The sequence below is a fragment of the Kitasatospora misakiensis genome (assembly GCF_042656005.1).
Lineage (GTDB): Bacteria > Actinomycetota > Actinomycetes > Streptomycetales > Streptomycetaceae > Kitasatospora > Kitasatospora misakiensis.
In genome coordinates this window covers 63,515-81,968 of record NZ_JBHSOF010000034.1, presented here as the reverse complement: position 1 = coordinate 81,968, position 18,454 = coordinate 63,515, and the positions used below count along the sequence as shown (strand labels likewise).

The following is an 18,454-nucleotide window of genomic DNA, read 5'->3' as shown; positions in this document are numbered from 1 at the left end:
CCGCCGTGCACGGTACTCCGGGGCGCTCCGCCCGTATCCACGGCGCCCGCCTTCGCAGCGTCCGCCTCCGCTCCGCCCTGGTCCGCGGCGCCGCCCGCGCCCTCGCGCTGGCCGCCGTGCTGGCGGCCGTCGGACTGCTGCCCCGGCTCGCCGGGGCCGATCCGGCGCTGGCGGTGCTCCGGGCCCGCTCGGCCGAGCAGGAGGCGACGCCCGAGGCACTGGCCGCCGTCCGGGCCGACCTCGGTCTGGACGGCGGACCGCTCGCCCTGCTCGGCCGCTGGGCGGCCGGCGTGGCGCGCGGCGAGTTCGGCGACTCGTGGGTCTCCGGCACCCCCGTGCTGCCCTCGGTGCTCTCCGGGCTCGGCGTCTCGCTCGCCCTGATGGGCGCGGCCCTGCTGGTGGCGCTGCTGCTGGCGGCCGCGCTGAGCGGGCCGGTCCTGGTCCGGGCCGCCCGGGGCGACGCCGAGCCCCGGACGGGCGGCGGACGGCTCGGCGCGATGCTGGTCGCGGTGCCCGAATTCCTGCTCGCCACCGCACTGTTGCTCGTCCTCGGGGTCTGGCTCCGACTGCTGCCCACCTCCGGGTGGCGCGGCCCCGAGTACCTGGTGCTGCCCGCGCTGGCGCTCGGCGTACCGGCCGGGGCGCTGCTCGGCCGACTGGTCGCGGACGCGCTGCCCGCCGTGCTCGGCGAGCGCTGGGTCGGCCTGTGGCGGGCGAGCGGCACCCGGCCCCGGCTGATCGGTCCGGCCCTGCTGCGTCGCGTACTGCCCTCCCTGGTACCGCAGTTCGGGCTGGTCGCGGTGGGCCTGGTCGGCGGTGCGGTCGCGGTGGAGGCGGTGTTCGCGGTGCCGGGCATCGGCCGGACCACGCTCGGCGCGGCCAAGTCGCAGGACCTCCCGCTGCTCCAGGGCGCGCTGCTGGCCATGCTGCTGCTCGGCCTGCTCGCCGGGGCCCTGGCCAGGCTCGCCGCCCGCGAGCTGACCGGCCCGGGCCTGCGTGACGCGGCCCTGGCGCTGCCGCCCCCGCCCCGCCCGGTCCGGTCCCGGCGGGTGACGGCGGCGGCCGCGCTGCTCGCCGCCCTGCTCGGCGCGGCCGTCGGCTGGGGGCTGCTGCGCGATCCGTACACCGTGGACACCGGCGCCCGGCTGGCGCCGCCGTCCCCGCGGTACCCGCTCGGCGCGGACGGCCTCGGGCGGGACGTGCTGGCCCGGCTCGGCCACGGTGCGGCGGCCACCCTCGGGGTGGCGCTGGCGGTCTGCCTGGTCAGCTACCTCGTCGCACTGCTCCTGGGCTTCCTGCCCGAGCTGACCGGCGGGCTCGTCGACGTCGCCAACGCGCTGCCGCCGGTGATCGTCGGCATCCTGGTCGCCGCCGCCCTCGGCCCCGGCACCGCCGGGGCCTCGATCGCGGTGGCCCTGGTCTCCTGGCCGCCGTTGGCCGCTCACGCCGCCTCCCTGGTCCAGGAGACCCGCGCCGCCGGGCACCTCACCGCCCAGCGGGCCGTCGGCGCCACCCCGTGGTGGATCCTCACCCGGCACGTCCTGCCCGCCGTGGCCGGACCCGTCGCCCGGCACGCCGTCCTCCGACTGCCGGGCATCGCCCTGGCCCTCGCCTCGCTCGGCTTCCTCGGCCTCGGCGCCCAGCCGCCCGCACCCGAGTGGGGCCTGCTGATCGACGAGTCCCGGCCCTACCTCGAACGCGCCCCCTGGGCGGCCCTCGCCCCGGCGGTCGCCCTCGCCCTGCTCAGTGCCCTGGCCACCACCCCGGCCGGACTGGCCCGACCCCGAGGACGCCGAACGTGACCACCTCGCCCCCTGGACACCCGGAACCGATGACTCTCCAACGCTCCTTCACCAAGCCGAACCCGCTCGGACCACTCCAGGACGGGAAGCGAGGCCCGCGAGCCGCCCACGCGACCGCACCCGCCACCGCCACCGAACCGCTGCTCGCCGTACGGGACTTGGCCGTGACCCTCGCCGACGGCCGGCGGACGCTCCCGGCCGTCCGAGGCGTCTCGTTCGAGCTCGCGCCGGGCGAGGCGCTGGCCCTGGTCGGCGAGTCCGGCGCCGGGAAGTCGCTGACCGCGCTGGCCCTGCTCGGCCTCGCCCCGGCGAGCGCCCGGGTCACCGGCAGCGCCCGGCTGGGCGGCGACGAACTGGTCGGCGCCCCCAGGGCGTTGTACCGCCGCCTGTGGGGCCGCCGGATCGCCCTCGTACCGCAGGACGCCCTCGCCGTGCTCAGCCCGGTGCACACCGTCGGCGACCAACTGGCCTTCGCCGTACGGTCGGTCCGGCGCGCCGGGCGGCGCGAGGCCGAGCGGTTGGCCGCCGCCGCGCTGGAGCAGGTCGGCATCCCGGCGGCCCGGGCGCGGGCGTACCCGCACGAGTTCTCCGGCGGTATGCGGCAGCGGGCGGCGATCGCGATGGCGATGGTCAACCGGCCCGAACTGGTCGTCGCGGACGAGCCGACCACCGCCCTCGACCCGCGCGCCCAGGCCCAAGTCCTGGGCACCCTCGCCGAGTTGCGCGAGTCGACCGGGGCGGCGCTGCTGCTGGTCACGCACGACCTCGGGATCGTCGCCGCCCACGCCGACCGGGTCGCCGTGCTGTACGCCGGACGGCTCGCCGAGAGCGGCCCGGCCGGGCAGGTCCTCGCCGACCCCCGCTCGCCGTACACCGCCGGCCTGCTCGCCGCCCTCCCGCCCGACCGCGCCACCGACCGCCGTCTGCACTCCATCGGCGGCGCCCCGCCCGCCCCCGACCGGCTGCCGCCCGGCTGCGCCTTCGCCCCGCGCTGCCCGCTCGCCACCGACCGCTGCCGCACCGAGGAGCCCCGAGCCGGCCGGCCGGCCCCCGGCCGCACCCTCGCCTGCCACCACCGGCACCGGCTGCCCGCCGACCTGTTCACCGCACCCGCCGCCGCCTGAGACCGCGAGCCCCGGCCCCACCCACCACCCCACCAGGCAGGACCAGTTGACCACCGAACCCCTCCTCTCCGTCCGCGACCTGCTCGTCGTGCACCCCGGACGGGGCCGCCGGGCCGCCCCCGTCCGCGCCGTGGACGGGGTCTCCTTCGACCTGGCCGCCGGTGAGACGCTGGCGCTGATCGGCGAGTCCGGCTGCGGGAAGTCGAGTACCGCGAGCGCCGTCCTCCAACTGCGCCGGCCCGACGCCGGCCGGGTGCGGTTCGACGGCCAGGAGCTGACCACGCTCGACGAACCGGCCCTGCGTCGCGTCCGCCCCCTGATCCAGCCGGTCTTCCAGGACCCGTACGGCTCGCTCAGCCCTCGCCTGCGGGTCCGCGACGCGATCGCCGAGCCACTGCGTGTGCACGGGAGCCGGGACCGCGCCGAGGACCGGCGCCGGGTCGCCGAGCTGCTCGACCTGGTCGGCCTGGACGCGGCGCTCGGCGACCGCCTGCCGCACGAGCTCTCCGGTGGCCAGTGCCAGCGGGTGGGCATCGCCAGGGCGCTGGTCGGCGGCCCCCGGCTGCTGGTGTTGGACGAGCCGGTGTCCGCCCTCGACCCGTCGGTCCGCTCCGGGGTGCTCAACCTGCTCACGGACCTCCAGGACCGCCTCGGCCTCGCCTACCTCCTGATCTGCCACGACCTGGCCCTGGTGCGGCACGTCGCGCACCGGATCGCGGTCATGCGCTCCGGCCGGATCGTGGAGAGCGGCCCGGCACGCGGGGTGTGCGAGGACCCCGCCGACCCGTACACCCGGGAGCTGCTGGCGTACGCGCGGACGGGGGATCGGCAGGCGCAGGCCGACCGCCGAGTCAAAGTTCGGTAATGATTTTCATATCGCAACTGGATCAGCTGGATATGAAAACCGTTGCCACCTAGTGTGTGGACGTCGCCCACCCCATCACCTGAGGAGCAGCTCCACCATGCGCATCACCGCCCCCACCCACACCGCCAGGATCGCCCTCGCCCTCGCCGTGGCAGCGCTCGCCGGCACCAGCGCCTGCTCCGCCGAACCCGCGAAGGGCTCCCCGGCCGGCGACGCCAAGAGCGGGGGCACGGTCGTCCAGGTGGCCGCCGCCGAGAGCTTCTGGGGGTCGATAGCCGGCCAGCTGGGCGGCGAGCACGTCAAGGTGACCAGCATCATCAGCAACCCGGACGCCGACCCGCACGACTACGAGCCCACCGCCGCCGACGGCCGCACCGTCGCCGGCGCCCGGTACGTCATCACCAACGGCGCCGGCTACGACGCCTGGTCGGACAAGCTGATCGCCGCCAACCCCGCCACCGGCCGCGGCGCGCTCAAGGTCGGCGACCTGGTCGGCGTCAAGGAGGGCGGCAACCCGCACCAGTGGTACTCCCCGGAGAGCGTCCACAAGGTGATCGAGCAGATCACCGCCGACCTCAAGAAGCTCGACCCCGCCGACGCCGCCTACTTCGACCAGCAGAAGGCCACCTACCTGGGCAGCACCCTGGCCCCCTACGACAAGCTGGTCGCCGACATCAAGGCCACCTACGCGGACACCCCGATCGGCGCCTCCGAGTCGATCGTCACCCCGCTCGCCGAGGGCCTTGGCCTCAAGCTGCTCACCCCCGAGTCCTTCCTCGACGCCACCAGCGAGGGCACCGACCCGACCGCCGCCGACAAGGCCGCCATCGACGCCCAGATCAAGGGCAAGCAGATCAAGGTCTACGTCTACAACACGCAGAACGACACCCCCGACATCAAGGCCCAGGTGGACGCCGCCAAGGCCCAGGGCATCCCGGTCGCCACCGTCACCGAGACCCCCACCCCGGCCGACGCCCCCTTCCAGGACTGGCAGATCACCGAACTCCAGGGCCTCGCCGCCGCGTTGAAGCAGGCGACCGGCAAGTGACCACCGCGCCGATCGAAGCCACCGTGATCCCCGCACAGCCCCCGGTACCGATCCCCGCACAGCCCCCGGCACCGGCCACCGCCGACCGCCGCCCGGTGCTGGAACTGCGCGGCGCGGCCGTCCGGGTGGGCGGCCGCACGCTCTGGTCGGACGTCGATCTCACCGTCGGGGCCGGGGAGTTCACCGCGATCCTCGGCCCCAACGGGGTCGGCAAGTCCACCCTGGTCAAACTGCTGCTCGGCGCCGTACCGGCCGCCGCCGGCCACGTCACGGCACCGGACCCCACGGACATCGGCTACCTGCCGCAGCGCCGCAGCTTCGACCCCGGCGTCCGGATCCGCGGCCTCGACGTCGTCCGCCTCGGCCTGGACGGCCACCGCTGGGGCGTCCCGCTGCCGGGCCTCGGCCGCGCCCGCCGGCGCGCCGAACGGCAGCGCGTCGACGAGGTGGTCGAACTCGTCGGCGCCACCGGCTACGCCCACCGCCCGATCGGCCAGTGCTCCGGCGGTGAGCAGCAACGGCTGCTGCTCGCCCAGGCATTGGTCACCCGGCCCCGGCTGCTGCTGCTCGACGAACCGCTCGACAGCCTCGACCTGCCCAACCAGAGCGCGATCGCCGCCCTGCTCGGCCGGATCTGCCACGAGGACGGCGTCTCGGTGGCCATGGTCGCCCACGACGTCAACCCGATCCTCCACCACCTCGACCAGGTCGTGTACCTCGCCCAGGGCCGCGCCGTGGCCGGCCCGCCCGCCGAGGTCATCACCTCCCGGACGCTCACCCGGCTCTACGGCGCCCCCGTCGAGGTGCTGCACACCGCCGGGGACCGGCTGGTCGTCGTCGGCGTCCCCGAGGACCGGGGGAGCTGCGGACCGTGCTGACAGCCGCATCCACCGCCCCGGTCTTCAGCTGGGACCTGCTCGCCGACCTGCGGGACATCTGGTCCTACGCCTTCATGGTCAACGCCTTCCGAGCCGCCGCCGTGGTCGCCGTCGTCGCCCCGGCCGTCGGCTGGTTCATGGTGCTGCGCCGCCAGACCTTCGCCGGCCACACCCTCTCGGTGGTTGCCTTCCCCGGCGCCGCCCTCGCCACCCTGCTCGGCGTCAGCACCACCGCCGGCTACCTCGGCGCCTGCCTGGCCACCGCGCTGGTCATCGCCCTGCTGCGGGACGGCGGACGGGCCGGCGGTGGGGCCGGCGGTGGGGCCGGAGGCATCCAGGAGTCCGCCGCCACCGGCACCCTCCAGGCCTTCGCGCTCGCCTGCGGATTCCTCTTCGTCACCCTCTACCGGGGCACCCTCGGCGGCCCGCAGGCCCTGCTCTTCGGCACCTTCCTCGGCATCACCGACGACCAGGTCCGGCTGCTCGCCGCCGTCGGCGCCGCCGTCCTCGCCGTGCTCGCGCTGATCGGCCGCCCGCTGCTGTTCGCCACCCTCGACCCCGAGGTCGCCGCCGCCCGCGGCGTACCCGTCCGGCTGCTGGGCGGCGGATTCCTGCTGCTGCTCGGCGCCGCGACGGCCGAGGCCGGCCAGATCACCGGCAGCCTGCTGGTCTTCGCCCTGCTGGTGATCCCCGCCGCCACCGCCCAGGTGCTCACCGCCCGCCCCCTGCTCGGACTGCTGCTCGCCGTCCTGCTCGGGCTGGCGGCGAGCTGGCTGGGCCTGATCGCCGCCTACTACCACCCCTACCCCCTCGGATTCTTCGTGACCACCTTCGCCTTCACCGGCTACCTCCTGGCCCACGCCGGCCGCGCGCTGCGTACGGCCGCCGGCCGGGCGCGCGGCCCGCTGCCCACCGGAGCCCCGGCATGACCACCACCCTCTCCCAGGCCTTCTTCCAGCACGCGCTGCTCGCCGGAACCGCGATCGCGCTCGCCGCGGGCCTGGTCGGGTACTTCCTGGTGCTGCGCGCCCAGGTCTTCACCGGCGACACCCTCAGCCATGTCGCGTTCACCGGCGCCATGGCCGCCCTGGCCGGCGGCTACGACCTGCGGATCGGGCTCTTCGCGGCGACCGTCGGGGCGGCCCTGCTGCTCGGCCTGCTGGGCCGCCGCGGCCGGCCCGACGACGTGGTCATCGGCGCCCTGTTCAGCTGGGTGCTGGGCCTCGGCGTCTTCTTCCTCACGCTCTACACGACCACCCGCAGCAGCAGCCAGGGCAACGCCGGGATCTCCGTCCTGTTCGGCTCCATCTACGGTCTGGACCGGGGGCGGACGCTGACCGCCGTACTGATCGCCGCCGGCATCGCGGTCGCCATGATCGTCCTGGCCCGCCCGCTGCTCTTCGCCACCCTGGACGAGGCCGTCGCCCGCGCCCGGGGCGTCCGGACCGGCGCGCTCGGGCTCGGCTTCCTCGCCCTGGTCGGCGCCTGCGCCGCCGAGGCCACCCAGGCGGTCGGCTCGCTGCTGCTGCTCGGCCTGCTGGCCGCGCCGGCCGGCACGGCCGTCCGGCTGACGGACCGTCCGTACCGGGCCCTGGCCCTGTCGGCCGGGCTCGCCGTCCTGGACGTCTGGGGCGGGCTCCTGCTCAGCGCGGCCGTCCCGGTGCTGCCGCCGAGCTTCGCCGTCATGGCGGTGGCCACCGCCTGCTACGCCGCCGCGCTTGCCGTCCGGCGCGTCCCCGCACCCGCGCCCGCGGCCCGTCCGGCCGCCCACGCGGCGGCCTGACCGAACGCGTCGGCGTCCGCAGCCCACCGCACCACCGACCCGTCAGAAGAGGACGACCTCCCGTGACCCTGCCCGTGACCGTGCTCTCCGGCTTCCTCGGCGCCGGAAAGACCACCCTGCTCAACCACGTCCTGCACAACCGTGCGGGGATGCGGGTCGCCGTCATCGTCAACGACATGAGCGAGGTCAACATCGATGCCGCCCTGGTCCGCGACGGCGGCGCGGCGCTGTCCCGCACCGAGGAGCGGCTGGTCGAGATGACCAACGGCTGCATCTGCTGCACCCTGCGCGACGACCTGCTGGAGGAGGTCGACCGGCTCGCCCGCGAGGGCCGCTTCGACTACCTGCTGATCGAGTCCAGCGGCATCTCCGAGCCCATGCCGGTGGCCGCCACCTTCTCCTTCGCCCGCGACGACGGCGCCACCCTGACCGACCTCGCCACCCTGGACACCATGGTCACGGTCGTGGACGCCGCCAACTTCCTGCCCGAGCTGGCGAGCGGCGACGAGCTCACCGCCCGTGGGCTGGACCAGTACGAGGACGACGAGCGGACCGTCAGCGATCTGCTGATCGACCAGGTCGAGTTCGCCGACGTGATCGTGGTCAACAAGCTCGACCTGGTGGGGGAGGAGGACGCGGTCCGGTTGCGCGCGGCCCTCACCCGGCTCAACCCGGCCGCCCGGATCGTGCCGGCCCGCTTCGGCGCCGTGGACCCGGCCGAGTTGCTGGGCACCGGCCGCTTCGACGTCGAACGGGCCCAGCAGGCCCCCGGATGGGTGGCCGAGCTCAACGGCGACCACATCCCCGAGACGGAGGAGTACGGCATCGCCAGTACCGTCTTCCGCGCCGACCGCCCCTTCCACCCCGGCCGGCTCTGGGCGTTCGTCACCGAGGAGTTGGACAGCGGTGCCTACGGCGGGATCCTCCGCTCCAAGGGCTTCTTCCACCTGGCCACCCGCCCGCAGGTCACCGGCCTCTGGTCGCAGGCCGGCGTGGTGGCCCGCTTCGAACCGGCCGGCGTCCACTCGGACGGGCAGGGCCAGGAACTGGTCTTCATCGGCACCGGCCTGAAGGTGGCCGACCTGCACGAACGGCTCGCCGCCTGCCTGCTGGCCGAGGGCGAGCCGGTGGATCCGGCGGCCGACCGCTTCCCGGAGTGGGAGACGCACGGCCTGGACGACGCCTGCGCACTGGAGGCATCGGCGGCTTGACGGAGGCGGAGCCCCGACTGTCCGAGAGGCGGTAGCCACCGGGAGAGCGGCTACCGCCCCTTCGTCGTCCCAACGCTCGGGGGCTGCGTCAGGACGCGATGTCGACCAGCACCTTGCCGACCGCGCCGCTCTCCACCGCTCGGTGGGCGTCGGCGGTGTGCTGCAGCGGGAAGCGGACCAGCGGCAGGCCGTGCTCCTCGCCGACCGGCAGCGCTCCGTCGCGCACCGCGGCGGCGACGTCCTCGACGGCCGCCGCGCGCGCCGCCGGACCGGCCGTGTAGAGCACCAGGAACTGCAAGCGCGCGTTCAGCACCATGCTCTGCGGCACGTTCAGCTCGACCGGCTTGCCGCCGTCGTTGGCGTAGGTCGCGATGGTGCCCCGCGTCTTCAGCACGGCCAGGTCCAGGGCGAGGTTCGCGCCGAGTGCCACCTCGGCGACGATGTCGACGCCGTCCGGGGCGATCCCGCGGATCTCGGCGGCCGGGTCGCCCGCGCGGTAGTTGACCACGTGGTGGGCGCCGGCGGCGGTGGCCAGGCGGGCCTTCTCGGGGCCGCTGACCGTGCTGATCACGGTGGCGCCGGCCCAGCGGGCGAGCTGGATCACCGCGTGCCCGACCGCCCCGGCCCCGCCCGCGGCGAGGACGACCCGGCCGTCCAGCGCCCCGGGCCGCAGGCGGTGCGGTCCGTCCTCGGCGACGGTGAGCGCGCGGTGCGCGGTGAGCGCGGGGACGCCCAGTGCGGCGCCGAGGTCGAAACCGGCCTCGTCGGGCAGCGGCACGGCCCGTTCGGCGGGCACCACGGTGTACTGGGCGGCGGTGCCGGTGGGCCGCCCGGCGGCGGCCATGTACAGCCAGACCCGTTCGCCGATCCGGCCGCGATCGACTCCATCGCCCACGGTGTCGATCACGCCCGCGCCGTCGAGGTGCGGGGTGGCCTCGGGGAAGGGCCTGGGGTGAGCGGCGCGGGAACGGGCCTGCCAGTCGGTCGGGTTGACCCCGGACACGGCGACCTTGACGCGGACCTCGCCGGGGCCCGGCAGGGGCAGGTCGCGGTCGACGAGCCGGAGCACGTCGGGGCCGCCGTGGTCGCGGTAGATGATGGCCTTCATGGGCTGTCCTTGGGAGCGTGATGGGTGCGGGCTTCCCGGGGCGGCCGGGAGCACGGCCGGACGACCGGACGACCGGACGCCGGTCCTTTGCCGGTCCTGTGGTTCCGCCTCAGCCGATCGGGACGTCAGCCGATCGGGACGTCGCCCGATCGGGACTCGACGGCGTCGAGGGTGGCGAGCTGCGCGGCGTCGAAGCCGACCCGACCGGCCGCGATGTTGGCTTCGAGGTGGGCGAGGTCGGCGGTGCCGGGGATGAGCAGCACGTTGGGGGAGTGGTGGAGCAGCCAGGCGAGGCCGACCTGGGAGGGTGTGACGCCCAGGGCCTCGGCCACGGCGTGCACCGCCGGCTCGTCGGTCGCCTTGGGCAGGCCCGGAAAGGTCCCGCCGAGCGGGAAGAACGGCACCCAGGCGATGCCCTCGGCCGCGCACAGCTCCAGCAGCTCCTCGTCGTCGCGGGAGACGAGGCTGTAGGCGTTCTGCACGCAGACGATGCCGGCCGGCAGGGCGCGGCGCAGGCCGTCGACGGTGACGCTGCTCAGCCCGATCGCGCCGATCTTCCCCTCGTCCCGCAGGGCGGTCATGACGGCGAGCTGGTCGTCGAGGTCGACCACCTGATCGCCGTCCGGGCGCAGGCCGGGGCCGGTGTCGAGGCGGCGGAGGTTGACCACCGGGAGCTGGTCGAGGCCGAGGGCACGCAGGTTGGACTCGACGCTGGCGCGCAGCTGTTCGGGGCGCTGCGCCAGCCGCAGCGGCAGCGGCCCGCCCGGGTCGGGGTCGGCGCCGACCTTGGTGACGACCAGGACGCCGTCCTGGGGGCGCAGCGTCTCGCGGATCACCTCGTTGGCGAAGCCGTAGCCGTAGAACTGGGCGGTGTCCACGTGGTCGACGCCCAGCTCGACCGCGCGGCGCAGCAGCGCGACGGCCTCGTCGCGGCGGTGGTGGAGGCGTTCGAGCTGGAGTGCGCCGTAACCGACCCGGAGGACGGTACGACCGGCTAAGGGCGCGGTCAGGGAGGTCATGACGAAGCTTCCTCGGTCGGTGAGTTCGGTGAGTTCGGTGAGTTCAGGGCGGTGAGCAGCAACTGGGCCAGGTAGAGGTCCTGCACCCGGTCGGCGATCGGGTGGGCGCGCTCCCGGGCCTCGGCCGGGGCGAGGCGCTCGACCTTGACCAGCCAGGCCGTGACGCAGTCGCGCACCATGGCGCGCATCCGGTCGATCATGTCGACGACGATGGCGTGGATGGCCGGGTTGGTGGTCGCCTCGCCCCAGGTCTGCACGCCGACGCGGGCCTCGGCGGGGTTGATCGCGGCGACCAGGCGGGCGAGCAGTTCGTCGGGGTCCGGCGGGGTGTCGCTCGCGGCGTAGTCGCCGAGGACCTCGGCGCGCTTGGCGAGCACCGCCTGGGCGGAGGCCTGGACCAGGTCGGCCTTGTTGCGGTAGTGGGCGTAGATCGATCCGGTCGAGAGGCCGGACTCGGCCGTGATGTCGGCGATCGAGGTCCGCTCCAGGCCGTTACGGCTGAAGCAGCGGACGGCGGCCTCGGTGATCTGGGCACGCCGGAGTTCCTTCCGGGCATCGGTGAGCCGCGGCACTGAACCCTCCTATAAAAGGAATGGTGGTTCTGTTTACGACCACCACTATACAGAAGGAAGATTCTTTTTGCGGCCGCTGTGCCGCGCCCCGCTCGGGTCCGGGGCGAGGTCCGGGTCGAGGTCCGGGTCGAGCGAGGTCGGGCATGACGCGGTGTCAGGGTGCGGGTGCGTGGCGAGTCCGATCAGGACGTCGAGCCTGCGGCCCGCGGCCTGCAGCTCGGCGGTCCTCGCTTCGATGCGGTCGCGCTCGTGGATCAGGCGGTCCAGCAGCTCCGGTCCCACGGAGTGGGCGTCGATGGCGGGCAGGAGCGCGGCGATGAGGCGGCTGCCGAGGCCGGCGGCGTAGAGCTCCTGGATGAGCTTCACCCGGTCGACGGCCGCCTCGGGGTAGCGGCGCTGGCCGCCGGAGGTGCGCCGGGGGTCGAGCAGGGACTGCTCCTCGTAGTAGCGCAGGGCCCGGGTGCTGACTCCGGCCCGGTCGGCCAGTTCGCCGATACGCATCGCGACTCCTTCTGTTCGTCCTGCCGCCGCCTGCCGACCGTCGACTTGCACTTCACGTCGACGTCAAGTTTTAGCGTAGGCGCCACGGAGCGGGGCGGACCGTACGCCCGCCCGCCCGAGAAAGGGAATGATCATGGACATAGCCGGTTCCACCGCACTCGTGACCGGGGCCAACCGAGGGATCGGTTGGCACTTCGTCGAGCACCTGCTGGAGCGCGGGGCCGAGAAGGTCTACGCGACCGCCCGCCGCCCGGAGTCGATCGGCGTCCTGGACCCGCGGGTCACGCCGCTCCACCTGGACCTGCTGGACGAGGAGTCGATCGCGGCGGCGGCCGCGGCGGCGCGGGACGTCACGCTGCTGGTCAACAACGCCGGCATCAGCGCCGGCGGACAGCTCCTGACCGACGACCTGGACCTGGTCCGGCAGGATCTGGAGACCCACCTCTTCGGCACCCTGAGGGTCATCCGCGCCTTCGCCCCGGCCCTGGCCTCCAACGGCGGGGGAGCGATCGTCAACATCCTCTCCGTGCTGTCGTGGGTGGCCACCGCCGAAGGGTCCGGCTCGTACTCGGTGGCCAAGGCCGCGGAGTGGAACATGACCAACGGCGTACGCGTCGAACTCGCCGGCCAGCAGACCCTCGTCCAGGGCGTCCACCTGGGGGCCGCGGACACCGACATGATGGCGGGGCGCGACGCACCCAAGATCGACCCCGCGGAGGTCGCACGCGCCGCCCTCGACGGCGTGGAGGCGGGCGCCATCGAGGTGCTGGTCGACGGCCCCAGCCGTTTCGTCAAGGCCGCCCTCGCCGGCGACCCGGCGCAGCTGTACGGCCGGCCGCCGGGCAACTGACCGTACGTGTGAAGGGCCACCCCGAACGGCGTCCGGGGTGGCCCTTCACGACACCCGCCCGCTCAGCGGGCGGGCCCGACGGCGCCCTGGTCCGCGCCGAAGGGCCGGTCGTAGACCTCCAGGTTGCGGATGGACGCGTACACGTTGGTCGGCAGCCCGGTGACGGTGACGCGCACGTACCGTGCCTGGGTGCGGAACTGGGCGAGCTGGACCTGGCTGGTGCTGGTCGTCGCGGTGAGGTCGGCCACCGTGGTCCACACGCTGTTGTCGGTGGACGCCTCGATCCTGTACCGGTAGTTGGTCCGGTCCAGCTCCCAGGCGATCCGGGTGCCGGTCAGCGAACGGGTCGAGCCGAGGTCGACCTTCAGCCAGTGGCCGGTGCCGCCGTCGTTCGCGCACCAGCGGGTGGCGGTGGCACCGTCGACCGCCTTGGCCGCCGTGTTGCCCCTGGACGTCTCCTCGCTGTCGGAGGTCGCGGTCCTGCCGACGGCGATGTCACCCGGCTGCACGCTCCGGTCGAGGACGACGCCGATGACGCTGTCCTGGGGGTGGGTGGTGCGGTCGATGCCGGTGACGGTGACCCGGCCGTCGGCGCTGACGCTGTAGGAGAGGCTGCCGCCGGACCGCACGTCGAAGACCCGGGTGACCTTCGCGTCGCCGACGGCCGGGGTGGTGAACGAGGTGCCGCCGTAGCCGGGCAGCAGGTGGACGTAGAAGGTGTCGTCCTTGGACGTGAAGCCGTACTGGCCGTCGACCGGGTTCCACGGACCGCCGCGGGTGCCGTAGACCGACTCGCCGTAGGTCGTCATGAAGGCGCCGACTTCCCGCAGCAGGTCGGCCTGGTCGTCCGGGACGGTACCGTGCCGGTCCGGGCCGACGTTGGCCATCACGGTCATGTCCCGCACCCAGCAGTTGACCAGGATCTCCATCACGTCGCCGTAGCTCATGACCGGGGCGTCGGAGTAGCCCCACGGGCCGCAGACACTGAAGACCTTCTCGACCAGCCGGCCCGTGCGGATCGCCCCGCTCGGGACAGCCGGGCCCTCGTCGCTGTCGTAGTCGCCCCTCCAGCCGGAGCGCGAGGTGGTGACGATGTCGGGCTGGTGCTTGCGGACGGTGCCCATCAGGCCCAGCGGCCTGCCGTCGGCGTCCGACTCGCCGTAGGAGGGGTCCACCTGCCACGTGTTGGCGGCGTCGCGGAACCGGCCGGGCTCCCAGAAGAACGCGCCGTCCGCGTCGGTGCCCTGCTCCGCGATCCAGCCGCCGTCCCACCACAGGTCGTCGATCACGCCGTACTGGGTGACCAGTTCCTTGACCGCCTGGTACACCTTGTCCTTCAGGATCCGCGCGTTCTCCTGGTGCGCGGGATCGGTGGTGTAACCCCAGGGGTTGGGCGCGCAGTCGGTGCCGGTCACGTCGTAGTAGCCGGGGTGGCGCCAGTCGAGCGGTGAGTAGTAGAAGCCGACCTTCAGACCGGCCGCCCGCACCGCCGCGACGTAGTCCTTGACGAAGTCGCGGTTGAGCGGCGCCTGCCCGGAGTGCCAGGCGTCGGGGTGGTTCAGCGGCCACAGCGCGAAGCCGTCGTGGTGGGCGGTGGTGAGCGTCGCGTACTTCGCCCCGAAGTCCTTCGCCAACTGGGCCCAGGCCGCCGGGTCGTAGGCGTCGGCGGTGAACTGCTCGCTGCTCGCGTCGTCGACGTACTTCCGGTAGTCCGCCGGGGTGACGGCGGCGCTGTGCATGTACCACTCGCCGCGGGCCGGGCCCGCGTACGGCCCCCAGTGGATGAACATGCCCAGCTTGGCGTCCTGCAGCCACTGGATCTTGGAGTCCGGCTGCTGTTCGAGGCCCAGGTCGGTCTCCGGGATCCGCAGGGGCGCCAGCGGCAGCGGCTCGGCGGCCGCCGCGGCGTACGCGGGCGTCGTCATGCCGACCGGGCCGACGGAGCCGACCGTGGCGGCGACCGTCCTGGCGGCCGTATCGGCGAGCACCGACCTGGGTGAGAGGGAATCCGGCACGGTGAGTCCTTACTGCTCGTTCTTGAACAATGGTGTCGACGTCTTCGACGTCGACGTCGGCGTCGGCGGCCCGGTACGCCGGTCGACGGCCGGGCCCGGCGCTGTCAGCGGGTCAGGACAGGGTCCAGTTCTGGCTGGCGGCACTGGCACGGTCGGAGTTCTCCTGGCGCACCGCCGCTCCCTGGGTGGTCGAGCCGCCGGTGCCGAGGATCAGGCCGCTGCCGACGTTGGCCAGCGCGTACTTGCTGCCGGTCAGGCTGCCGGTGAGGTCCAGCGCCCACTGCTGGTTGACGCCGCCGTTGCAGGTCCACTGCTGCAGCTGCACGCCGGTGCCGGTCGAGTGGCCGGGGACCTCCAGACAGAGTCCGCTGTTGACGCTGGTCAGGGTGTAGATGTTGTCCGCCACCCTGCTGAGCGTCCACTTCTGGTTGGCACCGCCGGTCGCCGGCCACTGGACGACCCCGGCGCCGTTGGCGGTGGAGGCGCCGGACACGTCGAGCAGCATCGAACTGGCCGCGTTGCGGAGGGTGTAGGTGCCGGGGGAGGGGATCCCGCTGCCGGCCGACCAGGTGCCCGCAGAGGTGTCGAGGGACCAGGCGGGGTACTGGCCGAGGTTCACCGTCGTCCCCCGGATGGTCAGCGGGAGCCAGATCAGCTGGGAGTTGCCCAGGTCGTCGGTGTTCCAGCGGTCACCCGCGTAGACGTACGTGGTACCCGCGGAGCCCTGGACGGTGATGATGTTGGCCGTCTGGCTGGCGTACGTGTTGGTGCCGGGCGCGGCCAGGTTCTTCCAGGCCGACCACGGTCCGCTCAGGGAGGTGGCGGTGGCGTAGACGTTGTCGTTGAGGTTCCAGCCCGTCAGGTGCGACCCCAACATGTAGTAGACGCCGCCGACCTTGACCATCGCCGGGGACTCGATGCTGCCGCCGCCCAGGAGCGCGACCGCGCTGTCCACCGAGAGGTAGTCGGCGGAGAGCCTGTCGATCCGCAGGCCGCCGTTGATGCGGTCCTCGGTCAGCAGGTAGCCGGTGCCGTCGGCCTCCTGGAACAGGCCCAGGTCACGGCTGACGTAGCCCAGCGGCCGGAAGCTGCCCCGGTAGGTGTACGGGCCGCAGGGGGTGCTGCTGGTGGCCACGCCGACCTTCGCGTCGGAGTAGTCGCTGCTGTCGATGTGCACGTACATCACGAACGTGCCGGTCGACGCGTTGTAGATGACCTTCGGCCGCTCGACGATCCGGTTCGGCCCCAGATCGCCGCTGCTCTGCCTGGCCAGTGCCACGCCCTGGTAGGTCCAGGTACCGAGGTCGGTGGAGGTGTAGCAGGGGATGCTCTGGAACGAGGTGTCCGCCTTGGTCGTGCCGGTCTTCTCCTCGCCGAAGCCGTACCAGGTGTTCCCCACCTTGACGATGCCCAGCCCGTGCAGTTGGAGCGTCTTGCCGTTCTGGTCGGTCCGGGTGGCTCCTGGAGTGAAGGAGACGGTGGCCGCCTGGGCCTCCACGGCGGGCAGCAGCACCGCCGCGAAGGCGCCGAGCAGGGCGAGAATCCCGGCGAGCGCGGTACGCCACCGGCCGACCGGCCGGCTGTCGGGTGAAGTTCGGTGGGACAACGGATTCTCCTGTGAGGGTGTGTGCCGGCGGGACACGGTCACGGCCGGGTGGCCGGTGGTGGAGTCCGTGAGGCCGGCGAACGGCGGGTGGAGCCGCACAGTGGTCCTTGGTCCTTGGGGGCGTTCATGACATGGGATGGATTAAGGCGGATAGGTCGGGTGCTTGTCCAGAGGTATGACGGCCTTCGGCGCTGAATCGCCGATATATAGGCGATTTGACCGGACCTGACAGAGTCAAACATGGGATGTGTCGCCTGTCTCTTGAGTGGCCGAGTTTCCCTGGGCGGTTGGCGGGATTGGCCGCGGTGGGGGGTGTGCCGGCAGTACGCTGCCGTGGTGGAGGCTGCGTCGATCGCGTCGGCGGCGGCATGCACGGCATCGAGCTGAGCAGGAGCCGACGATGACCCCACCCCGCTGGTCCTGGCGCGGCAAGCCCGGCACGCCCGGCGAGCCTGCGGGGACGCCGTCCTCGGTCCCCGCCGTCGGAGCGGGCAGCCACGTCGAGCGCACCGAAGTGAGCAACCGGATCGAGAACAGCCCCGTCCATGGCGGCGTCTACCAAGCCGAGAACCTGACGGTCAACCACACCCACAACCACCTCGAGCCGCCGCCCGGGCCGGTGACGTGGCCGGTACGCGTGGGGACGGTGCCGCCGTTGGCGTCCGCGTTCCAGCCCCGCCCAGGCCTGCGCGAGGAGATCGACCGGGCCCGGGAACGGCACACCACCGTGGTGCTCACCCAGGTCCTGTCCGGTGGCGGCGGCGTCGGCAAGTCGCAGTTGGCCGCCGCCTGCGCCGGGCGGGCTCACGCCGAGGGCGTGGACGTACTGGTGTGGGTGAACGCCGCCGAGACCGCGCAGATCATCGCCGCGTACGCGACGGCCGCGCAGCGGGTGGGTGCGTCCGGCGCGGACGGGCAGGACGCGGAGAGCGACGCGGGCGTGTTCCTGGACTGGCTGGCCGTCACCGACCGGAGCTGGCTGGTGGTCCTGGACGACCTCACCGATCTGGAGGGCGCCGGGCCGTGGTGGCCCCGTCCGCCGGCGACGGAGCGCGGCCGGGTGCTGGCCACTACTCGCCGTCGTGACGCCCTGGTCTCCGGCGGCGGCCGGGCCGTCGTCGACATCGGCACCTACAGCGAGGACGAGGCCCTCGGCTACCTGGGCGAGCGGTTCACCGCCGCCGGCGCCGCCCACCTCCTCGACGACCACGCCGGCGAACTCGTCGAGACGCTGGGCCTGTTGCCGCTGGCCCTCGCCCACGCCGCCGCCTACGTGATCAACGAGGGCGTGGACTGCGCTACCTATCTCGGCCTGTTCACCGACCGCGCCTCACGCCTGACCGCCCTGCTGCCGCCGGGCGCGGACACCGACGGCTACGGCCGCCAGGTCACCACCTCCCTGCTCCTGACCCTCGACGCCGCCGGCTGCCGTGAACCGGTGGGCCTCGCCGCGCCCGCGATCCGCCTCGCCGCCCACCTCGACCCCGCCGGCCACCCCGACACCCTCTGGGCCACCGAAGCCGTCACCCACTACCTCACCACCCACCGCACCCCCGCCCCGGACCCGGTCACACCCGACCAGGCCCGCGCCGCCCTACGCCTGCTCCACCACTACGCCCTCCTCACCCACGACACCCACGACAGCAACCGCGCGGTCCGCCTGCACGCCCTGACCGCCCGCGCCGCACGCGAAACCACCCCCCACACCGAGATTCCCGCCACCGTCCACGCCGCCGCCGACGCCCTCCGGGACATCTGGCCCGAACACGAGCACACCGCACGCGACCTGACCGCCGTCCTGCGCACCAACACCGACACCCTCGCCGCCCACGCCGGCGACCTCCTCTGGCAGCCCGACGGCCACCCGGTCCTGTTTGCGGCGGGCCACAGCCTCACTGCGGTCGGCCTGTTCGGCGGCGCCGTCGCCTACTGGCAGCGCCTCGCAGCCGATGCCGAGCGGCTGCTCGGCGGCGACCACCGCGACACCCTGCTCGCCTGCGGCAACCTCGCCGTCTCCTACTACCAGGCGGGTCGCACCAGTAAGGTGACCGGCCTGCTGGAGCGGGTGCTTG

Annotated in this window: 16 protein-coding genes; 10 read left to right on the top strand and 6 right to left on the bottom strand. The window is 73.7% G+C overall.

The window, feature by feature from the left end; translation table 11 throughout:
- The first annotated feature begins 77 nt into the window (after window positions 1-77).
- The 8 genes from ACFP3U_RS24020 to ACFP3U_RS23985 all read left to right on the top strand — a co-directional run bounded on the left by ACFP3U_RS24020 (window position 78) and on the right by ACFP3U_RS23985 (window position 8,711).
- Window positions 78-1,802 carry an ABC transporter permease subunit gene (locus ACFP3U_RS24020; RefSeq protein ID WP_380227724.1) on the top strand — a complete coding sequence of 575 codons (1,725 nt, stop codon included), beginning with the start codon at window positions 78-80 and terminating at the stop codon, window positions 1,800-1,802.
- 29 nt (window positions 1,803-1,831) lie between these two features.
- Window positions 1,832-2,926 (top strand): ABC transporter ATP-binding protein, encoded by a 1,095-nt coding sequence (locus ACFP3U_RS24015; RefSeq protein WP_380227703.1) that lies wholly within the window; start codon window positions 1,832-1,834, stop codon window positions 2,924-2,926.
- Between the two features lie 46 nt (window positions 2,927-2,972).
- Window positions 2,973-3,791: an ATP-binding cassette domain-containing protein gene (locus ACFP3U_RS24010; protein ID WP_380227702.1), complete on the top strand. Its 819-nt coding sequence runs from the start codon at window positions 2,973-2,975 to the stop codon at window positions 3,789-3,791.
- Window positions 3,792-3,888: 97 nt separating this feature from the next.
- A complete protein-coding gene (locus tag ACFP3U_RS24005) occupies window positions 3,889-4,839 on the top strand; it encodes a metal ABC transporter solute-binding protein, Zn/Mn family (RefSeq protein WP_380227701.1) in 951 nt (316 codons plus the stop codon).
- Window positions 4,836-5,717 (top strand): metal ABC transporter ATP-binding protein, encoded by an 882-nt coding sequence (locus ACFP3U_RS24000; RefSeq protein WP_380227700.1) that lies wholly within the window; start codon window positions 4,836-4,838, stop codon window positions 5,715-5,717. Before ACFP3U_RS24005 ends, ACFP3U_RS24000 begins: the two co-directional genes overlap by 4 nt.
- A complete protein-coding gene (locus ACFP3U_RS23995) occupies window positions 5,711-6,646 on the top strand; it encodes a metal ABC transporter permease (protein ID WP_380227699.1) in 936 nt (311 codons plus the stop codon). Before ACFP3U_RS24000 ends, ACFP3U_RS23995 begins: the two co-directional genes overlap by 7 nt.
- Window positions 6,643-7,500, top strand: a complete 858-nt coding sequence (locus ACFP3U_RS23990; protein WP_380227698.1) for a metal ABC transporter permease — start codon at window positions 6,643-6,645, stop codon at window positions 7,498-7,500. The genes ACFP3U_RS23995 and ACFP3U_RS23990 overlap by 4 nt, the downstream gene beginning before the upstream one ends.
- A 62-nt stretch (window positions 7,501-7,562) precedes the next feature.
- A complete protein-coding gene (locus ACFP3U_RS23985) occupies window positions 7,563-8,711 on the top strand; it encodes a GTP-binding protein (protein WP_380227697.1) in 1,149 nt (382 codons plus the stop codon).
- Between the two features lie 88 nt (window positions 8,712-8,799).
- Here the strand turns inward: ACFP3U_RS23985 and ACFP3U_RS23980 are convergent, their stop codons facing one another.
- The 4 genes from ACFP3U_RS23980 to ACFP3U_RS23965 all read right to left on the bottom strand — a co-directional run bounded on the left by ACFP3U_RS23980 (window position 8,800) and on the right by ACFP3U_RS23965 (window position 11,911).
- Window positions 8,800-9,819 carry an NADPH:quinone reductase gene (locus tag ACFP3U_RS23980; protein ID WP_380227696.1) on the bottom strand — a complete coding sequence of 340 codons (1,020 nt, stop codon included), beginning with the start codon at window positions 9,817-9,819 and terminating at the stop codon, window positions 8,800-8,802.
- 125 nt (window positions 9,820-9,944) lie between these two features.
- Complete coding sequence (locus tag ACFP3U_RS23975) at window positions 9,945-10,838, bottom strand: aldo/keto reductase (RefSeq protein ID WP_380227695.1); 894 nt, start codon at window positions 10,836-10,838, stop codon at window positions 9,945-9,947.
- On the bottom strand, window positions 10,835-11,410 hold the full coding sequence (locus ACFP3U_RS23970; protein ID WP_380227694.1) for a TetR/AcrR family transcriptional regulator: 576 nt from the start codon (window positions 11,408-11,410) through the stop codon (window positions 10,835-10,837). The genes ACFP3U_RS23975 and ACFP3U_RS23970 overlap by 4 nt, the downstream gene beginning before the upstream one ends.
- Before the next feature lie 45 nt (window positions 11,411-11,455).
- Window positions 11,456-11,911, bottom strand: coding sequence for a MerR family transcriptional regulator (locus ACFP3U_RS23965; RefSeq protein WP_380227693.1), 456 nt, complete (start codon window positions 11,909-11,911; stop codon window positions 11,456-11,458).
- A gap of 133 nt (window positions 11,912-12,044) precedes the next feature.
- Between ACFP3U_RS23965 and ACFP3U_RS23960 the strand changes: the two genes are divergently transcribed.
- Complete coding sequence (locus ACFP3U_RS23960; RefSeq protein ID WP_380227692.1) at window positions 12,045-12,761, top strand: SDR family oxidoreductase; 717 nt, start codon at window positions 12,045-12,047, stop codon at window positions 12,759-12,761.
- Window positions 12,762-12,823: 62 nt separating this feature from the next.
- On the opposite strand, the gene ACFP3U_RS23955 is transcribed toward ACFP3U_RS23960, so the two are convergent.
- Together ACFP3U_RS23955 and ACFP3U_RS23950 are read right to left on the bottom strand one after the other, a co-directional pair.
- On the bottom strand, window positions 12,824-14,776 hold the full coding sequence (locus ACFP3U_RS23955) for an alpha-L-fucosidase (protein WP_380227691.1): 1,953 nt from the start codon (window positions 14,774-14,776) through the stop codon (window positions 12,824-12,826).
- 112 nt (window positions 14,777-14,888) lie between these two features.
- Window positions 14,889-16,382, bottom strand: a complete 1,494-nt coding sequence (locus ACFP3U_RS23950; RefSeq protein WP_380227690.1) for an RICIN domain-containing protein — start codon at window positions 16,380-16,382, stop codon at window positions 14,889-14,891.
- A 400-nt stretch (window positions 16,383-16,782) separates the two neighbouring features.
- On the opposite strand from ACFP3U_RS23950, the gene ACFP3U_RS23945 reads away from it, so the two are divergent.
- Window positions 16,783-18,454 (top strand): NB-ARC domain-containing protein (locus tag ACFP3U_RS23945; RefSeq protein WP_380227723.1); only part of this gene is annotated, 1,672 nt, incomplete at its 3' end.